Annotated in this window: 14 protein-coding genes; 12 read left to right on the top strand and 2 right to left on the bottom strand. The window is 42.2% G+C overall.

Annotation, left to right across the window (positions count from 1 at the left end):
* The first annotated feature begins 7 nt into the window (after positions 1-7).
* The 11 genes from PFZ69_RS18415 (at position 8) to PFZ69_RS18465 (ending at position 13,020) form a co-directional block, all read left to right on the top strand.
* Positions 8-1,807 carry a vWA domain-containing protein gene (locus tag PFZ69_RS18415; protein WP_270182566.1) on the top strand — a complete coding sequence of 600 codons (1,800 nt, stop codon included), beginning with the start codon at positions 8-10 and terminating at the stop codon, positions 1,805-1,807.
* Positions 1,797-4,550 (top strand): VWA domain-containing protein, encoded by a 2,754-nt coding sequence (locus PFZ69_RS18420; RefSeq protein WP_270182608.1) that lies wholly within the window; start codon positions 1,797-1,799, stop codon positions 4,548-4,550. The genes PFZ69_RS18415 and PFZ69_RS18420 overlap by 11 nt, the downstream gene beginning before the upstream one ends.
* A 96-nt stretch (positions 4,551-4,646) precedes the next feature.
* The gene (locus PFZ69_RS18425) at positions 4,647-6,011 is read left to right on the top strand and encodes a sigma-54 interaction domain-containing protein (RefSeq protein ID WP_442865220.1); all 1,365 of its coding nucleotides are present in this window, start codon (positions 4,647-4,649) and stop codon (positions 6,009-6,011) included.
* A gap of 231 nt (positions 6,012-6,242) precedes the next feature.
* Positions 6,243-6,950, top strand: coding sequence for a CoA transferase subunit A (locus PFZ69_RS18430; RefSeq protein WP_270182568.1), 708 nt, complete (start codon positions 6,243-6,245; stop codon positions 6,948-6,950).
* Complete coding sequence (locus PFZ69_RS18435; RefSeq protein WP_270182569.1) at positions 6,947-7,615, top strand: CoA transferase subunit B; 669 nt, start codon at positions 6,947-6,949, stop codon at positions 7,613-7,615. Before PFZ69_RS18430 ends, PFZ69_RS18435 begins: the two co-directional genes overlap by 4 nt.
* Positions 7,616-7,630: 15 nt before the next feature.
* Positions 7,631-8,950 (top strand): GntP family permease, encoded by a 1,320-nt coding sequence (locus PFZ69_RS18440; RefSeq protein WP_270182570.1) that lies wholly within the window; start codon positions 7,631-7,633, stop codon positions 8,948-8,950.
* Between the two features lie 21 nt (positions 8,951-8,971).
* Complete coding sequence (locus tag PFZ69_RS18445) at positions 8,972-9,751, top strand: 3-hydroxybutyrate dehydrogenase (protein WP_270182571.1); 780 nt, start codon at positions 8,972-8,974, stop codon at positions 9,749-9,751.
* Between the two features lie 57 nt (positions 9,752-9,808).
* A complete protein-coding gene (locus tag PFZ69_RS18450; RefSeq protein ID WP_270182572.1) occupies positions 9,809-10,984 on the top strand; it encodes an acetyl-CoA C-acetyltransferase in 1,176 nt (391 codons plus the stop codon).
* A gap of 287 nt (positions 10,985-11,271) precedes the next feature.
* The gene (gene rsgA / locus PFZ69_RS18455) at positions 11,272-12,330 is read left to right on the top strand and encodes a ribosome small subunit-dependent GTPase A (RefSeq protein ID WP_270182573.1); all 1,059 of its coding nucleotides are present in this window, start codon (positions 11,272-11,274) and stop codon (positions 12,328-12,330) included.
* A 21-nt stretch (positions 12,331-12,351) separates the two neighbouring features.
* Positions 12,352-12,855, top strand: a complete 504-nt coding sequence (locus tag PFZ69_RS18460) for a DinB family protein (RefSeq protein ID WP_270182574.1) — start codon at positions 12,352-12,354, stop codon at positions 12,853-12,855.
* 42 nt (positions 12,856-12,897) lie between these two features.
* On the top strand, positions 12,898-13,020 hold the full coding sequence (locus PFZ69_RS18465; protein ID WP_270182575.1) for a YuzL family protein: 123 nt from the start codon (positions 12,898-12,900) through the stop codon (positions 13,018-13,020).
* A 51-nt stretch (positions 13,021-13,071) separates the two neighbouring features.
* On the opposite strand, the gene PFZ69_RS18470 is transcribed toward PFZ69_RS18465, so the two are convergent.
* Positions 13,072-14,481: an aminotransferase class I/II-fold pyridoxal phosphate-dependent enzyme gene (locus PFZ69_RS18470; protein ID WP_270182576.1), complete on the bottom strand. Its 1,410-nt coding sequence runs from the start codon at positions 14,479-14,481 to the stop codon at positions 13,072-13,074.
* Positions 14,482-14,855: 374 nt separating this feature from the next.
* Between PFZ69_RS18470 and PFZ69_RS18475 the strand changes: the two genes are divergently transcribed.
* Entirely contained in the window at positions 14,856-16,553 is a 1,698-nt protein-coding gene (locus PFZ69_RS18475) for a peptide ABC transporter substrate-binding protein (protein WP_270182577.1), read from the top strand.
* A 39-nt stretch (positions 16,554-16,592) separates the two neighbouring features.
* Here PFZ69_RS18475 and PFZ69_RS18480 read toward each other — a convergent pair whose 3' ends face one another.
* On the bottom strand, positions 16,593-18,053 hold the full coding sequence (locus PFZ69_RS18480; RefSeq protein ID WP_270182578.1) for an amidase family protein: 1,461 nt from the start codon (positions 18,051-18,053) through the stop codon (positions 16,593-16,595).
* Positions 18,054-18,129 lie beyond the last annotated feature (76 nt).

Raw genomic sequence — 18,129 nt, forward strand, 5'->3', positions numbered from 1 at the left:
TGATGACATGGGGTTATTGGTACCCTCTTTTTTATGGCTATTAAGCTTATTAGCTGTAATCATTGTATTTTACTTATTTCGAAAGCAATTTGATAAAACACGAGTGCCATCTACTTTTCTGTGGAATCAAGTGATTGAAGAGTGGCAGGCCTCTAAATGGTGGAAAAAGCTTCAGCAAAACCTATTGTTTTATTTGCAGCTCTTGTTTATCATACTCATCGTTTTTGCACTCGCGAGGCCTTTCGTTACGACAGATCGCCTATCAGGTGAAACCGGGGCAGTCGTACTCGATACGTCAGCTACAATGTCTGCAGGTGATGGGGAGACGAAGTTTGATCAAGCAAAGAAAGAAGTACTCGATTTAATAGACACCCTTGGAGATGATCAGAGCTTAACGATGGTCACTTCAGGGGCAGTACCTACAATGATATTTGCAAAAGAAACGGACAAACGAAAAATGAAAAAGATCGTCGAAGAGCTCTCGGTGACTTATGAAGAAGAAAATATACAAGAAGCGATTAGCCTTGCTTTATCGTACATAGCGAATCAACAGGGGAGTGTATACGTATTCTCAGATGACGTGAAAAAGAATGAGGTTAGCGAAGTTCAACACCAGGTTGTGGTAAATAACATTGGTGGAGAAGTGAAAAATCTATCATTACGAACCTTTGGGGTGAAGAACAATCAAGCAACGGCTACAGTGAAGAATGAAATGCCTGAAGCGTCAACTGTCAGCGTATCGGTTTATTCTGAAGATGAAGCATTGATCGAAGCAAAAAATGAAAAGGTGAATTCAGGAGAGTCATTCACGTTTCAGTTCGATGGATTACCGGAGGGTACCTATTTTAAAGCACAGATTAAGAACGAAGATGATTACAAGGTCGACAATACCCTCTATACCTTTTCAGAGGTAGAGGCTACGCCTCAAGTCTATCTAGCTGGTGATGTCTCTCCTTTTATAAAACGAGCCATCACGCTGCTCGGGTATGATCCGGTCACGTTATCTATTGAAGGCGATTCTTTTTCATATCCTGAGCGTGAGGATGCTATTTACGTGTTGAACGGTGTAGCACGTGAAGATTGGCCGGAAACAGGAGGGATCTTACTCTTTTCTCCTATGATTCAGGATTTCAATGGCTATGAAGTGAAAGAGAAAATTGAACTTGAAAAGACGCTCATGAGTAAAGACCAGGCTGTATTGGAATATGTGAGTATGGAAGATGTTTACCTGAACGCTGCATATCCGACTTCAATTCCACTCGAACCAATCGTAACTAGCGGTGATACTCCTGTGTTACTCAGCGGAAAGCTTGAGGGAAGACCGATGATGTTTGCTTCATTCGATATCGAAGATTCTGATTGGCCATTGCATCCGAGTTTTCCAATCTTTATACAAAACGCGATTCAATATGTGAGTGAAGATCAACATTTCCTTGGTTCTTATTCCCCTGGTCAAACAATCGATTTACCGTATTCATCAACAACGAAAGGTGCTGTATTAGAAGATAGTAAAGGAAGTCACTTGGGAGATTTAAGTACGGACGAGTGGAGCCAAGCCGCTCCTTATCAACCTGACTTGTATACCATCGTTGAAGAACGAACAGATGGCTTTCAAGAGAAGCGCTTCATTGTAACTCTGCCTTCGAATGAACGGTCACCAATCAGTAGCGAGTCTTTCGCATTAGGAGAAGAAACGACAGCAGTTACAGAGTCGGGTAAGATTGAATGGTGGTATGTGCTCGCTGGTTTAGGACTTCTCATTTTATTGATCGAATGGGAGGTGTATCGACGTGGGCATGCATTTTGATCAACCTCTATGGCTGTTCACCTTCTTTCTCGTCGGACTATCGTTATTTCTTTATTGGAAACAAATGCGATCTACTACTGAAGAATGGGTTTTACTTTCCGTTAGATCACTACAATTTGTTTGCTTGATCTTTGCGCTCGCTGGCATGCAAATCGTAACGCCTGTTACAGAGGTTTCAACCATTTTTGTCGCGGACAGGTCTGATAGTCAAAAGAACCAAAGTGAAGAGATGATGGGCTATATTCAGAGTTCACTTGAAAACAGTCGATCTGATGATGAGTTTGGTGTCGTAACCATTGGATCAGATGTGAATGTTGAACGGAATTTAAGCCGTTATGAGAAGCAGAAGATTGAATTTCTTGCTGAAACCGATGGCAGTGCTACTGATCTCGCAAGTGGTCTTAGTGTTGGTGGAAGTCTACTAAACACGAACCATCGATCGAGGGTCGTTCTGTTAACGGATGGAAACGAAACGGTGCATGATGCAGTAGCACGTGCAGAAGAATTAGCGAGGCAAGGCATCACTGTAGACGTAAAAGCGTTTGAGCCTGAATCACGAAAAGATGCTGCGATTACGTCATTTCGTGTTCCAGATAAGGTGTATACAGGAGAGACGGCAACTCTTGAGCTTAATGTTGAAAGTAACGAAAAGATGCTAGGCAACGTAAGAATTTATGGAGGAAACGAACAAATCATAGATAAGGAAGTTGAGCTCGAAGCTGGCATCAATCGGTTTACGTTTAACGATGAGATTTCAGAAGCGGGTTTCAAGGAGTACAAAGCTGAAGTGACTGCACCAGATGACACGATTCCTGAAAATAATGAAGCATACGGAATTTCAGTCGTGAAAGGCACGCCTAAAATCTTAGTGGTCGAAGGCGAAGAAGGCGAAGGAGATAATGCGGTAGCAGCGTTAGCTTCTACTGATCTATCTGTAAAGCAAATTACGCCTGAATTTCTTCCGACTACTCTCACCGGTCTAGCGGAATACCAATCTATCATCTTTGCGAATGTGTCCGGAACGCAGGTAAGTGAAGCACAGATGACGATGATCGAGTCGGCTGTAAGAGACTTTGGGACAGGATTCATCATGACAGGTGGGAAGAATAGTTTCGGGTTAGGTGGGTATTTTCAAACGCCGATTGAAAAAATTCTTCCTGTTGATATGGATGTGAAGGGTAAAAAAGAAATTCCATCGCTCGGCATGGTCATGGTACTGGATCGTTCAGGAAGTATGTCAGGGTACAAGCTCGATCTTGCAAAAGAAGCAGCTGCTCGTTCTGTGGAATTGCTAAGAGAGAGGGATACGTTTGGGTTTATCGCTTTCGACGATCGTCCGTGGGAAATCATTGAAACGAAGCCGATCGAGGATAAGAAGAGTGTGATCGAAAAAGTATCGAGCCTTACCTCCGGTGGAGGGACCGAAATCTTTACGTCACTCTCACTTGCTTATGAAACATTGTCTCCTCTCGAATTAAAACGAAAGCACATCATCTTACTTACTGATGGACAGGCAAGCAACCGGCCTGATTATGAAACGATGATAAACGCCTCGGAAAATAGCGATATTTCACTTTCGACTGTTGCGATCGGAACTGATGCGGATAAAGCGCTTCTCGAAGAAATCGCTGGCTACGGAGAAGGACGTTTTTATGACGTTGAAGATCCATCGACGATTCCTAGTATATTAGCAAGAGAAACAGCGTTAACGACAAGGACGTATATTGAAGACAACCCTTTCTTCCCGGTTTTGACGGGAAATGAATTGCAGTCTTTCCTTGAAGGTGGGGTACCAAGAATGAATGCCTACATTGCTACGACACCAAAAGGGAGGGCATCTGTTCTTCTTCAGAGTGAGAAGGAAGATCCAGTCCTTGCAAGGTGGCAATACGGTCTTGGTAAGACGATTGCCTGGACGAGTGATCTTAGCGGTGAATGGTCTGGTAATTGGCCATCTTGGAAGCAGTGGTCCGCTTTCTGGAACAATATGGTGACATCCACCCTTCCACAGTATGAAGGTAGTGCTTTTGAATTGAAGACTGCTAAACAAGGGGATCAGGCAACTGTTTCAATTACATCTTATGATGATGTTAGAGGAGAAGTAAGTGGAAAAATAGTAGATTCAGGAGGTAATGAAGTACCATCACAATTTAACATTACTGCACCTGGAGAATATGAATTAACCTTTAAAGGAGAAACAGGTGTTTACTTTGCTCAGATTCAACAGCAAGAAAATGGCGAAGTAACCGACGCTTATCAAACAGGATTCGCCCTCCCATACAAGGAGGAGTACCGTCCAGTGAATCTCGACCAAAAGAAGCTTGAAGCGATTGCTGAGGCAGGAAATGGACGCGTGCTTTCTGATAATGATAATGTGTTTGAACGAAATACACCTGTTGGCTACGATCGACAGCCTATTTGGAATTATCTGCTGTTACTCGCACTTCTATTATTCATTGCAGATGTTGCCATTCGTCGTTTTGGTCTCATAAAAGTCAACTTGAAGAACAAGCAATTGAAAAAGGAACGCCCTCAAACACAAGTAAGCCCGAGCAAATTTGAACGGTTAAAAACAGCGTCAAAAACTAGCTCTACGAAGAAAACTTTTTCTAAAGTTGATCCACCAGAGGAAGTCGTTAGAAAGAATGAGAAGAAAAGGCAAGAGCTGCCTATTAAAAAACAAGAATCGTCAAACAGTGATCGGATGTCCAGATTGCTCGATGCTAAAAATAGACGTAAGTAAAGGTAAGACTCTTGTGCTAGTCACAAGAGTCTTATTGATTTTAAGAGGAAGAGTGATGGTACAATAAGAGAATGATAGGAAAGAGGAGTGGCTAAATTGAACCCTGGTGAGCTTACGATCAAGTGCAACATCTTAGAGAAGATTATTGATAACGCTTACGAATGGATCGTTGTGGTAAATACGGATGGCTTAATCGATTATATGAATAAAACGTACTGCGAATTTTTAGAAGTGAAGAGTGAAGAAGTCATTGGAAAGCATGTTACTGATGTTATCGAGAATACCCGTATGCATATCGTAGCAAGAACAGGCGAGCTCGAACTTGCTGATCTCCAATACATCCGTGGAAACTACATGATTGCCAATAGAGTCCCGATCTATCATCATGATGAACTCATCGGAGCTGTGGGAACAGTGATCTTTCGTGATACAGAGCAATGGAAACAGATGAACACGCATGTGAAGGGACTGCTTTCAGAGCTTGAATATTATCGAAGTGGTACAGCGAAAGAAAATGGTGCAAGCTATTCTCTTTCAGATATCGCAGGCGTTTCTGACTCCATACAAAGCTTAAAGGACAAAGTTAAGCAAATTGCGAGTGGAAACGTGTCTGTGCTCATACGCGGGGAAAGTGGAACTGGTAAAGAACTCTTCGCTCACAGTATCCACCAGCTAAGCGAACGAAGCAATCGCCCTTTTGTTAAAGTGAACTGCGGAGCGATTCCAGATCAGCTTCTTGAATCAGAGCTTTTTGGATATGAGGAAGGGGCTTTTACTGGAGCGAAAAAAGGCGGGAAGCCAGGCAAGTTTGAACTTGCGAATAACGGAACGATCTTTCTAGATGAGATCGGTGATATGCCCGTAAATATGCAGGTGAAATTATTGAGGGTTCTTCAAGATCGTGAAGTGGAGCGGGTCGGTAGTCTCCGCTCAAAGAAAGTAGATGTAAGAATAATCGCAGCGACGAATAGGCCGCTCGAAGCGATGGTAGAAGAACGCAGATTTCGAGAAGATCTGTTTTATCGAATCAATGTTATCCAGCTATTTATTCCTCCTTTACGAGATCGACTTAAGGATGTAACGCCTCTTGCAGAATTGTTCGTAAAGAAGATCTCGATAAAAACTGGGAAGCGAGTACTTGGGATAGAGGAAGAAGCGATGAGGTTTCTTCTTCAACATAACTGGCCCGGTAACGCTCGGGAACTCGAGAATGCTCTTGAAGCAGCTGTTCACTTAACAAGAAATGAAACGCTCGATGTGGATGCTCTACCAGATTATTTAACAGAAGAAAAAACGATCGTGTCAGCTGGTCGAAAATTAAAGGATGTACTAGAAGAAGCAGAGAGGGAAGCGATTCGAAAGACGCTTGTGAAATGTTCCGATAATAAAATCGAAGCAGCAAAAATTCTAGGAATAGGGAAAACGAGCTTATATGACAAGATAAAAAAATACGACCTTTAAGTGATTCCGCAAAACCGGAAATAATTCCGTTTTTGCGGAATTTTTCTATTTTGACAGTTATAGATGAGGGTTGATGCATTTTTCTCAATGCGTATGCTCTGAAATTCCGAAAAAGCGGAAACGTATGATTGGATCGAATGCTTTAAAGTAAGAGCTGTCAGTATTTTTCGAAAAATGAAAGTTGGCACGATACTTGCAACGGTTTATGTGAATGGGAAAGGAGTTGGAGTCATGAAGAAACAGTATGGCAGTGGCTATGAAGCAATAAAGGATATTAAAGACGGTTCCAAGATTATGGTAGGAGGGTTTGGTCTCGTAGGGATACCAGAACAGATGATTCTTGGTTTAGTGGAATCTGGTGTTAAAGATCTTACGGTAATCTCAAATAATTGTGGTGTAGATGAGTGGGGACTTGGTCTCTTGTTAAAGAAAAAGCAGATTAAGAAAATGATCGGTTCCTATGTAGGAGAAAACAAGGAGTTCGAACGTCAAGTTCTCTCTGGGGAGCTTGAGGTAGAGCTGATTCCACAGGGGACGCTAGCTGAACGGATTCGAGCTGGAGGTGCAGGGATCCCAGCGTTTTATACACCAGCTGGAGTAGGAACTGAAGTAGCAAGAGGGAAAGAAACAAGGATATTCGATGATAAGGAATATGTCCTTGAACATGCTCTGCATGCGGATTACAGCCTTGTACGAGCGAGTATAGCGGATGAGATGGGGAACCTTGTGTTCAACAAAACAGCAAGGAACTTTAACCCTATGATCGCAGCTGCAGGAAAGGTTACGTTTGCAGAAGTAGAACAAATCGTACCGACAGGCGAACTTGATCCGGATCAAATCCATACGCCAGGTATTTATGTTCAAGCATTGTTAGAGGCAGAGCAAGAAAAACGTATAGAGCGTCGCACTGTACGTGAAGAGCAAGGGGTGATGAAATGAGTACAACAAAGACGAATGTAAGAGAACGTATCGCTAGAAGAGCTGAACAAGAAATTGAAAGCGGTTTCTACGTCAATCTCGGTATCGGCATGCCTACGCTAGTTGCCAATCACATTTCAGATAATAAAGAGGTTGTTCTTCAATCAGAGAATGGGCTGCTCGGTATCGGCGCTTATCCTAAAGAAGGAGAAGTCGATCCTGACTTGATCAATGCTGGTAAAGAAACGGTTACAGCGATAACAGGTGCTTCGTTTTTTGACAGTGCTGAATCGTTCGGAATGATTCGCGGCGGTCACATCGATTTAGCGATTCTAGGAGGAATGGAAGTTTCCAAGACTGGTGATTTAGCGAACTGGATGATTCCAGGCAAAATGATTAAAGGTATGGGCGGCGCGATGGATCTTGTACATGGTGCAAAGAAAATCGCGGTCATTATGGAACACGTGAACAGAGATGGCGCACCGAAAATCGTTGAATCATGTTCACTGCCTTTAACAGGCAAAGGTGTCGTCGATCGAATTATCACTGAACGAGCTGTAATCGATGTAACTGAAGAGGGGCTCGTGTTAAAGGAAATAGCAAAAGGTTATACGTTAGATGATATTAAGAATTCAACCGGAACAGATCTTGTAGTGGCGTCAGATATTGCGTATGACGCATTTTAAGAAGGAGGAACAAGAATGTTAAGTATGATTGGATTGATTGGGGGGCTTTTGCTACTCATCTACCTTACGATGAAAGGAATGAACCTGTTAGTAGTAGCGCCTCTATGTGCATTGTTTGTAGCAATCATGAGTGCTCTCCCATTGTTTCCTCAACTCGTTGAGGAGGGTGCTGCGAATTTCGTTGGCAATTATATGGGAGGATTCGCAGGATTCGTATCATCTTGGTTCCCGATGTTCCTACTAGGAGCGATCTTTGGGAAGGTGATGGAAGACAGTGGAGCAGCTGACAGTGTATCAAAATGGGTCGTAGCAAAGCTTGGGATCAAACAGGCAGTACTCGCGATCGTGCTAGCGTGTGCGATCTTAACGTACGGAGGCGTAAGCTTGTTCGTTGTAGCGTTTTCCGTTTATCCGATGGCAGTAAGTTTATTTAAACAAGCAGATTTGCCTCGTCGATTCATTCCTGCAGCTCTTGCTTTTGGATCGGTAACATTCACGATGACATCTGCTGGTTCACCTGAGATTCAAAACTGGATTCCAATCGAATATTTAGATACAAGTCCATATGCAGGCTGGGAAGTCAGTTTAATCGTAGCATTGTTTATGGCAGGGTTTGGGTACTGGTGGTTAAAGCGCATGATCTCGAAAGCTGTTGCTAACGGCGAAAAGTTCGTTGCAAGAGATGAAGATCCTGAGGTTGAAGACCGTCCGCTACCACATCCACTGATGGGGTTAGTTCCTCTTGTAATCGTATTGATCATCTCGTTTATCTTCCACGATAGTTTGAAACAGTCAGCTTTGATCATCGCGCTGCTAGGTGGAATCGTCGCTACATATTTGTTAAACAGAAAATATTTTGCGAACTTCGGCCGAGCTGTTTCAGATGGTACCCTCGGTGCATTGATCGCAATCGGTAATACGGCTGCAGTTGTTGGCTTTGGAGGAGTAGCAAAGGCAGTTCCAGCTTTTGAAACGGCTGTTGGTTTTATGACTGGTATCCCAGGTAGTCCTTTGATTGGAGGAGCTATTGCGGTAAGTGTTATCGCGGGATTAACAGGATCAGCTTCTGGTGGACAAGTCATTGCATTACCGATCCTTGCGCCGCATTATATTGACGCTGGTGTCAATCCTGAAGCACTTCACCGTACGATCGCGATTTCTTCTGGTGCACTCGATTCTCTTCCACACAATGGTTATGTGGTTACAACGATCAGAGCGATATGTGGAGAATCACATCAGGATGCATACGGTGCAGTTGGAGCATTGACTGTAATCGTTCCGTTGATCGGCTTAGCGATTGCCATCATTTTATTTAGTCTTGGATTAGGAATATAAGGGTTCAAAGGAGGAAGTCAGTTGTTTGTAAAAGACAAGGTAGTCGTGATCACTGGAGCAGCAAGTGGCATCGGTAAAGAATTAGCAAAAGTGTTTTCTGATCACGGAGCAAACGTTGTTCTAAGTGATCTGAATGAGGAGAAGGTAAAGGAAGCTGCAGAAACTATTCGTGGAGAAGGTGCTGTAACCCTTGGAATTCGATGCGATGTAACGAAAGAAGATGAAGTTCAGGCGATGCTCGACCAAACGATAGAACAATTTGATCGAGTGGATGTACTGATCAATAATGCTGGGCTTCAGCACGTATCCAATTTGGAGGACTTTCCAACTGAAAAGTTTGAACTCCTTACAAAAGTGATGCTCGTTGCACCTTTTATTGCGACTAAACTCGTTTTTCCTATCATGAAGAAACAGGGTACAGGGCGCATCATCAATATGTCGTCGATCAACGGGTTAGTTGGATTTTCAGGAAAGTCAGCATACAACAGTGCGAAGCATGGCGTTATTGGCCTGACGAAAGTTGCTGCTCTAGAAGGTGCTGAGCACGGCATCACCGTTAACGCTGTGTGTCCAGGATATGTCGATACCCCATTAGTTCGTGGTCAACTAGAGGACCTTGCAGAGAGCCGGAATGTTCCACTTGAGCGAGTATTAGAAGATGTCATTTATCCTCTAGTTCCGCAAAAACGCTTGTTATCGGTTCAAGAGATTGCGGATTATACGATGTTTTTGGCAAGTGACCAAGCGAAAGGAATCACAGGCCAAGCTGCTGTGATCGATGGAGGGTATACGGCTCAATAATATTTGTAAACGTTTTCCTTCCTTTGTAAAATAAAGATGAGGAATGGAGGAGATAGTGTGAAAGATGTGTTTATTTTAGAAGGAGCTCGAACGCCATTCGGGACATTTGGTGGTTCACTAAAAGACGTGTCGCCAACAGATTTAGGCGTAACAGCTAGTAAAGAAGCAATGAAAAAGAGTAAGGTCAGTCCTGAAGAGATCGACTTATCTGTCATTGGAAACGTTATTCATTCAACTTCCAATGCATCTTACCTTGCTCGTCATATTGCATTAAAGTCTGGTGTTCCAATCTCTAGTCCTGCTTTAACCGTGAATAGATTATGCGGGTCAGGACTGCAAGCAGTCATATCCGCGGCACAGTCGATCATGATGGGAGAAGGGAAAACAGCTCTCGCCGGTGGTGCCGATAACATGAGTCTATCGCCTCACGTCTTAAGAGGTAGCCGTTTTGGCACAAAACTAGGTGCACCAAAAGTGGACGACATGTTATGGGCTACGTTAACCGATGAATACACAGGTTTTGGAATGGGTGTGACTGGTGAAAACTTAGCTGAAAAGTATGGGATAACGCGAGAAGACCAGGATGCATTCGCAGCACAAAGTCAAGAAAGAGCTTCACTTGCAAGAGCACAAGGTAAATTCTCTGAAGAAATAGCACCAGTTGAAATTCAAGGGAAAAAGGGTACAACCGTTACTGAGGATGAGCATATTCGTGAAGGTACAACAACAGAAAAGCTAAGCACGTTAAAACCAGCATTTAAAAAGGATGGGACCGTTACTGGTGGAAATGCGAGCGGAATTAATGATGGGGCAGCAGCGGTCGTATTAGCAGGAGAGGAATATGTATCTTCTCATTCTTTATCCCCGCTAGCACGCATCGTTTCATGGGGCATCGCTGGAGTAGACCCTTCCATAATGGGGATTGGACCAGTCCCTGCTATTCAAACGGCATTAAAAAATGCTAACTTAACCATGCAAGATATGGACTTAGTCGAAGTGAATGAAGCCTTTGCTGCACAGTATTTAGCTGTGGAAAAGGAGTTAGAGCTCGACAGGTCGATCGTTAATGTGAACGGAGGGGCAATTGCCCTTGGTCATCCTGTTGGAGCAAGCGGGACGAGAGTGCTATATACAATGACGAAAGAACTGAAACGAAGAAATGGTAAGTATGGTGTAGCTTCACTTTGTATTGGTGGTGGTCAGGGAATCGCAGTCGTTGTAGAAATGGTCTAATCTTTCAGAAAACATTTACAATTAATTATAAGTAACATATAATGAGTGTATTACTAACGGAAAGGGGCTGTGTATTATGTTAAATCACAAAATGAGCATTGTAATTTCATATTGTGCACAGTCCAATCGATCGCCAGAATAATTCAGAAGATCCTTTTGATTAATAAGGCCATGGACTGTGTGCGTACATGTCCATGGTTTTTTTATCCCACACGTGTAGGGATGTGTGAAAAGCCGTGATTAACAACGGCTTTTTTTTAATACTTTTATTAATCAGGAGGATTTTAATGAAGTTAACGAATTTAGGATGGAACGATTATTTTGAAGCTATGCTTAATGAGAAACGTGTTGAAGGAAGAGAACCAGTAAGAGTGATCGAGGAGCATCGAGGCTCATATGAGGTTTCAAACGGGGATACTGTGTTTCGGGCAGACCTTTCAGGAAAATACCGTTATGAAGCAGCTCAGCGAGATGATTTACCTGCGGTTGGAGATTGGGTGATGGCGACGCTTTTACTTGAAGAAAAGAGAGCAATTATTCACGATTTAATACCAAGAAAGACAAAATTCTCAAGAAAAGCTGCAGGGAACACAACAGACGAACAAATCGTAGCGGCTAATATCGATACTGTGTTTCTTGTAAATGCGCTAAATCAAGATTTTAACTTAGCAAGAATCGAGCGCTACCTTGTCATGGCGTGGGAAAGTGGGGCTAACCCAGTCATTGTTTTAAGTAAATCTGATTTATGTGATGATGCTGACACAAAAGCAGATTCTGTTGAGGGAATTGCAATCGGAGTGCCTGTTCACATTGTTAGTTCATCGACCGGTGAAGGGCTTGAAGCACTAGAACCATATGTGAGTGACGGGAAAACCGTAGCATTACTTGGATCTTCTGGAGCAGGAAAATCAACATTAATCAATAAGTTATATGGTAGTGACATTCAGCTAGTTCAGGGAATCAGAGACGATGATGGAAAGGGGAGACATACGACGACCAGCAGGGAGTTAATCGTTCTTGAAACAGGCGGAATACTGATCGACACCCCCGGAATGAGAGAACTCCAGCTTTGGGATGCGAGCAGCATGACGAACAGCTTTCAAGATATAGAAGCACTTTCCGAAAACTGTTTCTTTAGAGATTGCACACATACCGGGGAACCAAAGTGCGCAGTACTTTCTGCAATTGAAGAAGGAAGTCTCGAGCAAAGGCGGTTCGACAATTACAAGAAATTTGAGCGGGAACTCGCTTATTTGGAAAGGCAAACGGATAAGAGGGCTCAAATCGAAGAACGAAAGAAATGGAAGAAAGTAGCTGGAGATCGTACAAGGCAACACCGCAGGTAATCTTATGCTGAGAGGAGCAAAATGATGGATGTTGAACGTTCTGTTTTAGCTCAATATGCTTCTTTACCAGACTGGTTAATTCAAACGGTCAAGACGTTAAGTGATGATACATTTTTCACGCCGATTAAGCCGAATAAATGGTCGGTTGCAGAAATTGTAGCCCACCTTCGTGTATGGGACACGTACCTGTTAGAAGAGCGACTCCCATATATTCAGAAAGAAGCGAGGTTAAAAAAATCATCAGTTAGTGTTGAATCGGTCAATTTAAAAGCCTCAAAGTATGCGAAGTCAGGTAAGTCAATGGACGATTTGATTGAGGAATGTATTCTAGAACGTCGTAACGTTGTAGCAAAGTTAAATGAATTTACGCTCGAAGAATGGGAACATACCTTTTATATCGATAATTATCCATTATGTTTAACGAGCTATATAAAAGGACTTGTTGAACATGATCATCATCATAAACTCCAAATCGAGGTTTTTATGAACGAACAGGGCATAGAATTCCATAGTCTTCTTTCATAAGAGACCACTCCTCCGGACATGCTATGAGTGGAGGTGAGTCGTATGGCAAAGCGAAAAGCAAATCCATCTACAACAGGCCTTCCTTCTTCTCAGCCTGAAGGACAGGGAACTGGAATTGAGTTAGGCGAGCCGCAAGATTCCAAGAGGAAGAAGAAAAAGAAATAGCAAAAAGTGTGTTGCGTAAAAGCAACACACTTTTTTATTGTGAAAGAATGCTTAAGCTTGTACCAACTCTCGCCTAAGAATTTTGTTCATACTAGCAACCAATCTTCTGGCACCTTCAAGTAATGGTTCTCGGTCTACATAGAAGAGGGGTACTTTGATTCGTACGGTATCGTTGGCTCCAGCATGCGGAAGAATCAGCAAACGCTCTTCTAGAAATACTTTAACAATTTCTTTGTCAGGCACCTGGGTTTTTATATCGATCCACAAGGAAGTAGGATCACCTTTTTCCACAATCGTAATATTTTCTGAGAACGGCTCGATTACCGATAGGAGGTGGTGTCTTCGATCATTCAATTCTTTTAAAACATCATCGAGATGGGACATCATCACTTCTGAACTCAAAATATTATCGACAAGTTCCAATAGAACAGGAGGGGGGATAAGACCGAGCTGCATTTGAACCTCTTGAAGACGTAGCTTCACATTAGATGGTCCTATGATCCATCCGATGCTAATCCCAGGTGCAATCCCAGTGAAATGGCCAATCTGTATGACAAATTTACGATCACTAGCTAGTTCATAATAAGTAGGGATAGAACTGATTTTAGAATGGATGAGTAGTGGTGCTTCAATAATTTCCACCATCGGAATAGTCGCTCTTTCACATAACTGCAATAGATCCGTTCGCTTTTTGCTCGTCGATGCTTTGTTACTCTGATTGTATAGTGGGCTCGTTATGACGAGTTTAAGTTTTTCTTTTCGTAACAGCTGCTCTGTCAAAGGGTTGTCATTTGAGAACCATATCACTTTTATACCTGAAGTCAATAACATATTAATGTGTGAAAATTTAGCGGGCGCTTCGACAGCAATAGTGTCGCCTGGTGTGAGTAGACATTTGAGTGCGATGAGTATGGACTGCTCGATGCTCGAAGTAAGAACCATGTTTTCCGGGTTAGCTTCATTTTTGATGAATTGACATAAAGAGCTTGTAATACTTGAAGTCACGGATCGTCCATTGCTCTCTCTCATTGTAAAAGGAATTAATTCCTTTGTTTCTTTTGCTAAACAAAGATCAGAGGCGGCAGTGCCTGACATCAAATTAATAAATGAGGGTTCATTCATATATTGGTACACTTGTCTAAAAACCACGCTGTCTTCGTTTAAGTGATGATTACGTAATTTGTTCCAAGTGATCGAGTGATTGGGGAGAAGATCTTCAGCTTCTTCGCTTACGCGCGTACCGCTACCTTGCTTAGAAGTGATTAAACCATTCGCTCTTAATTCTGCGTAAGCAGTCGTGATCGTGCTCCGGTTTACCTCCAGTTGTATCGCAAGTTCGCGTTCAGTAGGAAGAAGAGTACCTGGTATCAAGTAGCCATTCAGGATGGCATTCTGATAGTATTCTACAATTTGTTTGTAAAGTGGCTTCTTACTATCAAAATCTAGGATGAGTCTCGCCATTTTTTATCACCTCATACACTATTATAGAGAAATTTAAAGAAAATTGTATAAATTTTTAAAAAACTTTTTAGCTCAAAAGTCCTTGATATATAAGGAGAATAAGCCATTTGCATGAATTTATAACATAAATTTACAAATTGGTTGGTGTCAATTTGACTAAATTGGATGGTTACAGAAAGTTTTTTGAAATTTACAATAAGTTTAAACATTCAGGTAACTAGTCGGATTTCATTCTTTGAAGTGGGTTTAGGCGTACATAGCAATGAGTGAGGTGACCTCCCTGTTATTGCACTCATTATCGTTCCTTTTTCCATATTGAAAAGAAAGGAATCAAGCCAATTACCTGGATGGCAAAACAAATAGGGGGTAAAACAATGAAAAAGAAGTTTTCTCTACTGCTTTCAGTCATCATGTTGTTAAGCCTTTTCCTTGCAGCTTGTTCTGGTAATTCCAGTACTTCTGGAAATACAAACAGTGAAGGAAAAGCATCAGGAGATTCAGAAAGCACTGAAGAAACAAGCAAAGAACAGGTATTGAATCTTACGGATACACAGGATATCCCAACGATGGATACTACACAGGCAACTGACACTGTAGCATTCAACGTAATGAACCAGGTATTTGAAGGTCTATATCGTTTAGATAAGGATAATAAACCTGTCCTTGGTATGGCTGCTGAAGAGCCTAAGGTTGAAGAAAAGGATGGGGAAACGGTTTATACATTTACGATTCGTGACGATGCGAATTGGTCTGATGGTACACCGGTAACAGCTGAAGATTTCGTTTACTCTTGGCAGAAGATCATTCACCCTGATACATTGGGCGGATACGCTTCAATGCTAGGAACAGCTGGTGTCAAAAATGGAAATGAAATCGTAACTGAAGGTGACCCGCTTTACGGTAAAGTTGAAGAACTTGGAGTTAAAGCAGTAGATGAGAAGACTCTTGAAGTTACTGTTACTCAGAAGGTTCCTTACTTCTTCGACCTTCTAACATTTGCTTCATTCTATCCACAGCCTTCTAAATTTGCTGAAGAGCAAGGTGAAAACTATGCTCTAGAAGCAGATACTATGCTTTACAACGGACCATTTACTCTTGCTGAGTGGAACCATGGTGAAGGTTGGAAGCTTGCTAAGAACGATGGCTATTGGGATGCTGACACTGTAAAGCTTGAAGAAGCAAACTATAAAATCGTTAAAGATGAAGCTACACGCGTTAACCTTTACGAAACTGGAAAAATCGATCGTGCTAGTCTAAGTGCAGACTTTGTTGATCAGTTCCAGGGAAGAGAAGATTTCTCTACAATTCTTGATACAGCGATCTTCTTCCTTCGTATGAACCAAAAGAATGAAGCGCTAGCGAACAATGACATTCGTAAGGCACTATTCCTTGCATATGACCGTGATGGTCTAGTAAACGTATTGCTAAACAACGGTTCAATTGCTGCTCGTTACCTTGTTCCAAAAGATTTCTTATTCAAAGATGGTGAAGATTTCAGAGCACCAGCTCCAGAGGGCTACCTTGCTGACAAAACAGCAGATGACGCTGCTGAATACTGGAAGAAAGGTCTAGAAGCGATTGGACAAGATTCAGTTGATCTTGAATTCCTAACAACTGATTCAGAGCTTGCTTCTAAAATTGCTGAATACGCAAAAGAGCAGTTTGAGTCTAAGTTAGATGGACTTACAATTACAATCAACAAACAGCCTTGGAAGCAGTTCCTTGATCTTGAAGATGCAGGTGACTTCGATATCTCAACTGGTGGTTGGGGACCAGACTATCCAGATCCAATGACTTACGTTTACATGTTTGAAACTGACGGAGCATACAACCGTATGGATTACTCTAGCGAACAGTATGACAAGCTCGTTTCAGATGCTAAAGTTGAAACGGATCAGCAGAAGCGTTGGGAAATGATGCAGGAAGCTGAGCGTATCCTTATCGAAGAAGATACGGCAATTGTTCCTACTTACCAGCGTGGTGGCGCAATCTTGATGAAAGAACATGTTAAGAACTACCATATCCACAAATTTGGTGCAGATTCTACACTTAAGTGGGTAACGATCGAATAGTAAACGAAAGAAGAGTCGGGCTGCTGCCCGACTCTTTTTTTAGTTGCTCACAGGTTTGGTAATTGTTTTTGGTGCTTCACGGTGCTTTGTAAGCTGTTCAAATGTGTAAGCGAGTTTAATAAGTTGAGGTTCACTAAAAGATGGTCCTGTGAAGGTAATCCCAAACGGTTTGCCGTTTGAAGTAAACCCGCCTGGAACAGTGATGGATGGATAACCTGCTTTTGCAGGGAGGGTAGATCCATAGCTGCCGCCGAATACGATCGCATCCAAACCTTCGTTATTAAACAATGCATCTAGGCCCATTTCTTTTGCTTGTTTAATGTCGTTAAGTCTACTTTTTAAATAATCCGGTTCTGTTAATGTGCCACTCGTTTCGTTTGCCTCGAGTAAGAGTGACTGACCATATTTCATTGCCTGTTCATTCTTATTATTGTAGTCTACGATTGTATTTAAGTTGAGCTTGGTTTCAGATCTTGTTTCGTTAGCAAGGTATGCATCGATTCCTGCTTTAAATTCAAATAGAAGCACGTTGTAGTCATTTTCAAGTTTTTCTTGATCAGGTACGATCTCTTTAAATTCGGAGACGGAACACCCTGCTTCTTGTAATGCTGTAATAGCAAAATCAAACTGCTCTTGTTCTTCAGGATGCATTTCGTCATAGTATCCATTCTTTATTACGCCAAGTTTGATGGTTTCAAAGGTAGGTTTGAAAAGATAAGGCGTATAGTCACTTTGAGAGGGTGCACTAAGAGTAGAAGGATCTTTCTCATCTTGTCCTGCTAAAATACCTAATAGAATTGCAGCATCGGTAACGTTTCTCGTAATGGGTCCTGCAGTATCTTGAGATGATGAGATGGGAATAATTCCTTGTCTACTCACCAATCCAACAGTTGGTTTAATCCCAACAGTTGAGTTTGAGCTTGCAGGGTTAAGGATCGATCCATTTGTTTCAGTACCGATAGAAGCAGTTGCGAAATGGCATGCAACTGCAGCCGCTGAGCCAGAGCTCGAACCTCCAACGTCCAAGGATCCTGGTCCATATGGATTTAAAACTTGACCGCCTCTCGAGCTATATCCATTCGGCATCGAGTCACTCATGAAGTTTGCCCACTCGGTCATGTTGGTCTTCCCAATGATAACCGCTCCCGCACGTCTTAGTTTCTTAACAAGAAACGCATCATCTCTCCCGAATGAATTGGAAAGGAGGGAAGAACCTGCACTTGTATGCATGTTGTCACCTGTATTGATGTTATCTTTCAGTAGGATAGGGATTCCGTGTAAGAGGCTTCTTGGTCCCTGTATATGTCGTTCCCGATCAAGTCCTTCTGCAATGAATAAGGCATCAGGGTTCATTTCCAACACTGCGTTAATTTCGGAATTGTACGTTGAGATTTGTTCTAAGTAAAAACAAACAAGCTCGTAGGATGTTATAGTCCCTTCAAACATCGCTTGTTGTAAATCTAAAATGGTCGACTTTTCAAGCCAATCGATGGTTACCATAGTATGAGCCTCCTTTTCTACTTTTTTTACGTATTCAACAAACGAAAGTAGTTTTCCTTCAATTGGAAAATAGGTC

Origin of the sequence: Alkalihalobacillus sp. CinArs1, assembly GCF_947387515.1 — a bacterium.
Classification (GTDB): Bacteria; Bacillota; Bacilli; order Bacillales; family Guptibacillaceae; genus Guptibacillus.

Coding starts and splice junctions, on each gene's coding strand:
- PFZ69_RS18440 (WP_270182570.1), top strand. CDS start 7,631: ATGTTAAGTATGATTGGATTGATTGGGGGGCTTTTGCTACTCATCTAC.
- PFZ69_RS18465 (WP_270182575.1), top strand. CDS start 12,898: ATGGCAAAGCGAAAAGCAAATCCATCTACAACAGGCCTTCCTTCTTCT.
- PFZ69_RS18480 (WP_270182578.1), bottom strand. CDS start 18,053: ATGGTAACCATCGATTGGCTTGAAAAGTCGACCATTTTAGATTTACAA.
- PFZ69_RS18475 (WP_270182577.1), top strand. CDS start 14,856: ATGAAAAAGAAGTTTTCTCTACTGCTTTCAGTCATCATGTTGTTAAGC.
- PFZ69_RS18415 (WP_270182566.1), top strand. CDS start 8: ATGGGGTTATTGGTACCCTCTTTTTTATGGCTATTAAGCTTATTAGCT.
- PFZ69_RS18460 (WP_270182574.1), top strand. CDS start 12,352: ATGATGGATGTTGAACGTTCTGTTTTAGCTCAATATGCTTCTTTACCA.
- PFZ69_RS18435 (WP_270182569.1), top strand. CDS start 6,947: ATGAGTACAACAAAGACGAATGTAAGAGAACGTATCGCTAGAAGAGCT.
- PFZ69_RS18430 (WP_270182568.1), top strand. CDS start 6,243: ATGAAGAAACAGTATGGCAGTGGCTATGAAGCAATAAAGGATATTAAA.
- PFZ69_RS18420 (WP_270182608.1), top strand. CDS start 1,797: ATGCATTTTGATCAACCTCTATGGCTGTTCACCTTCTTTCTCGTCGGA.
- PFZ69_RS18470 (WP_270182576.1), bottom strand. CDS start 14,481: ATGGCGAGACTCATCCTAGATTTTGATAGTAAGAAGCCACTTTACAAA.
- rsgA (WP_270182573.1), top strand. CDS start 11,272: ATGAAGTTAACGAATTTAGGATGGAACGATTATTTTGAAGCTATGCTT.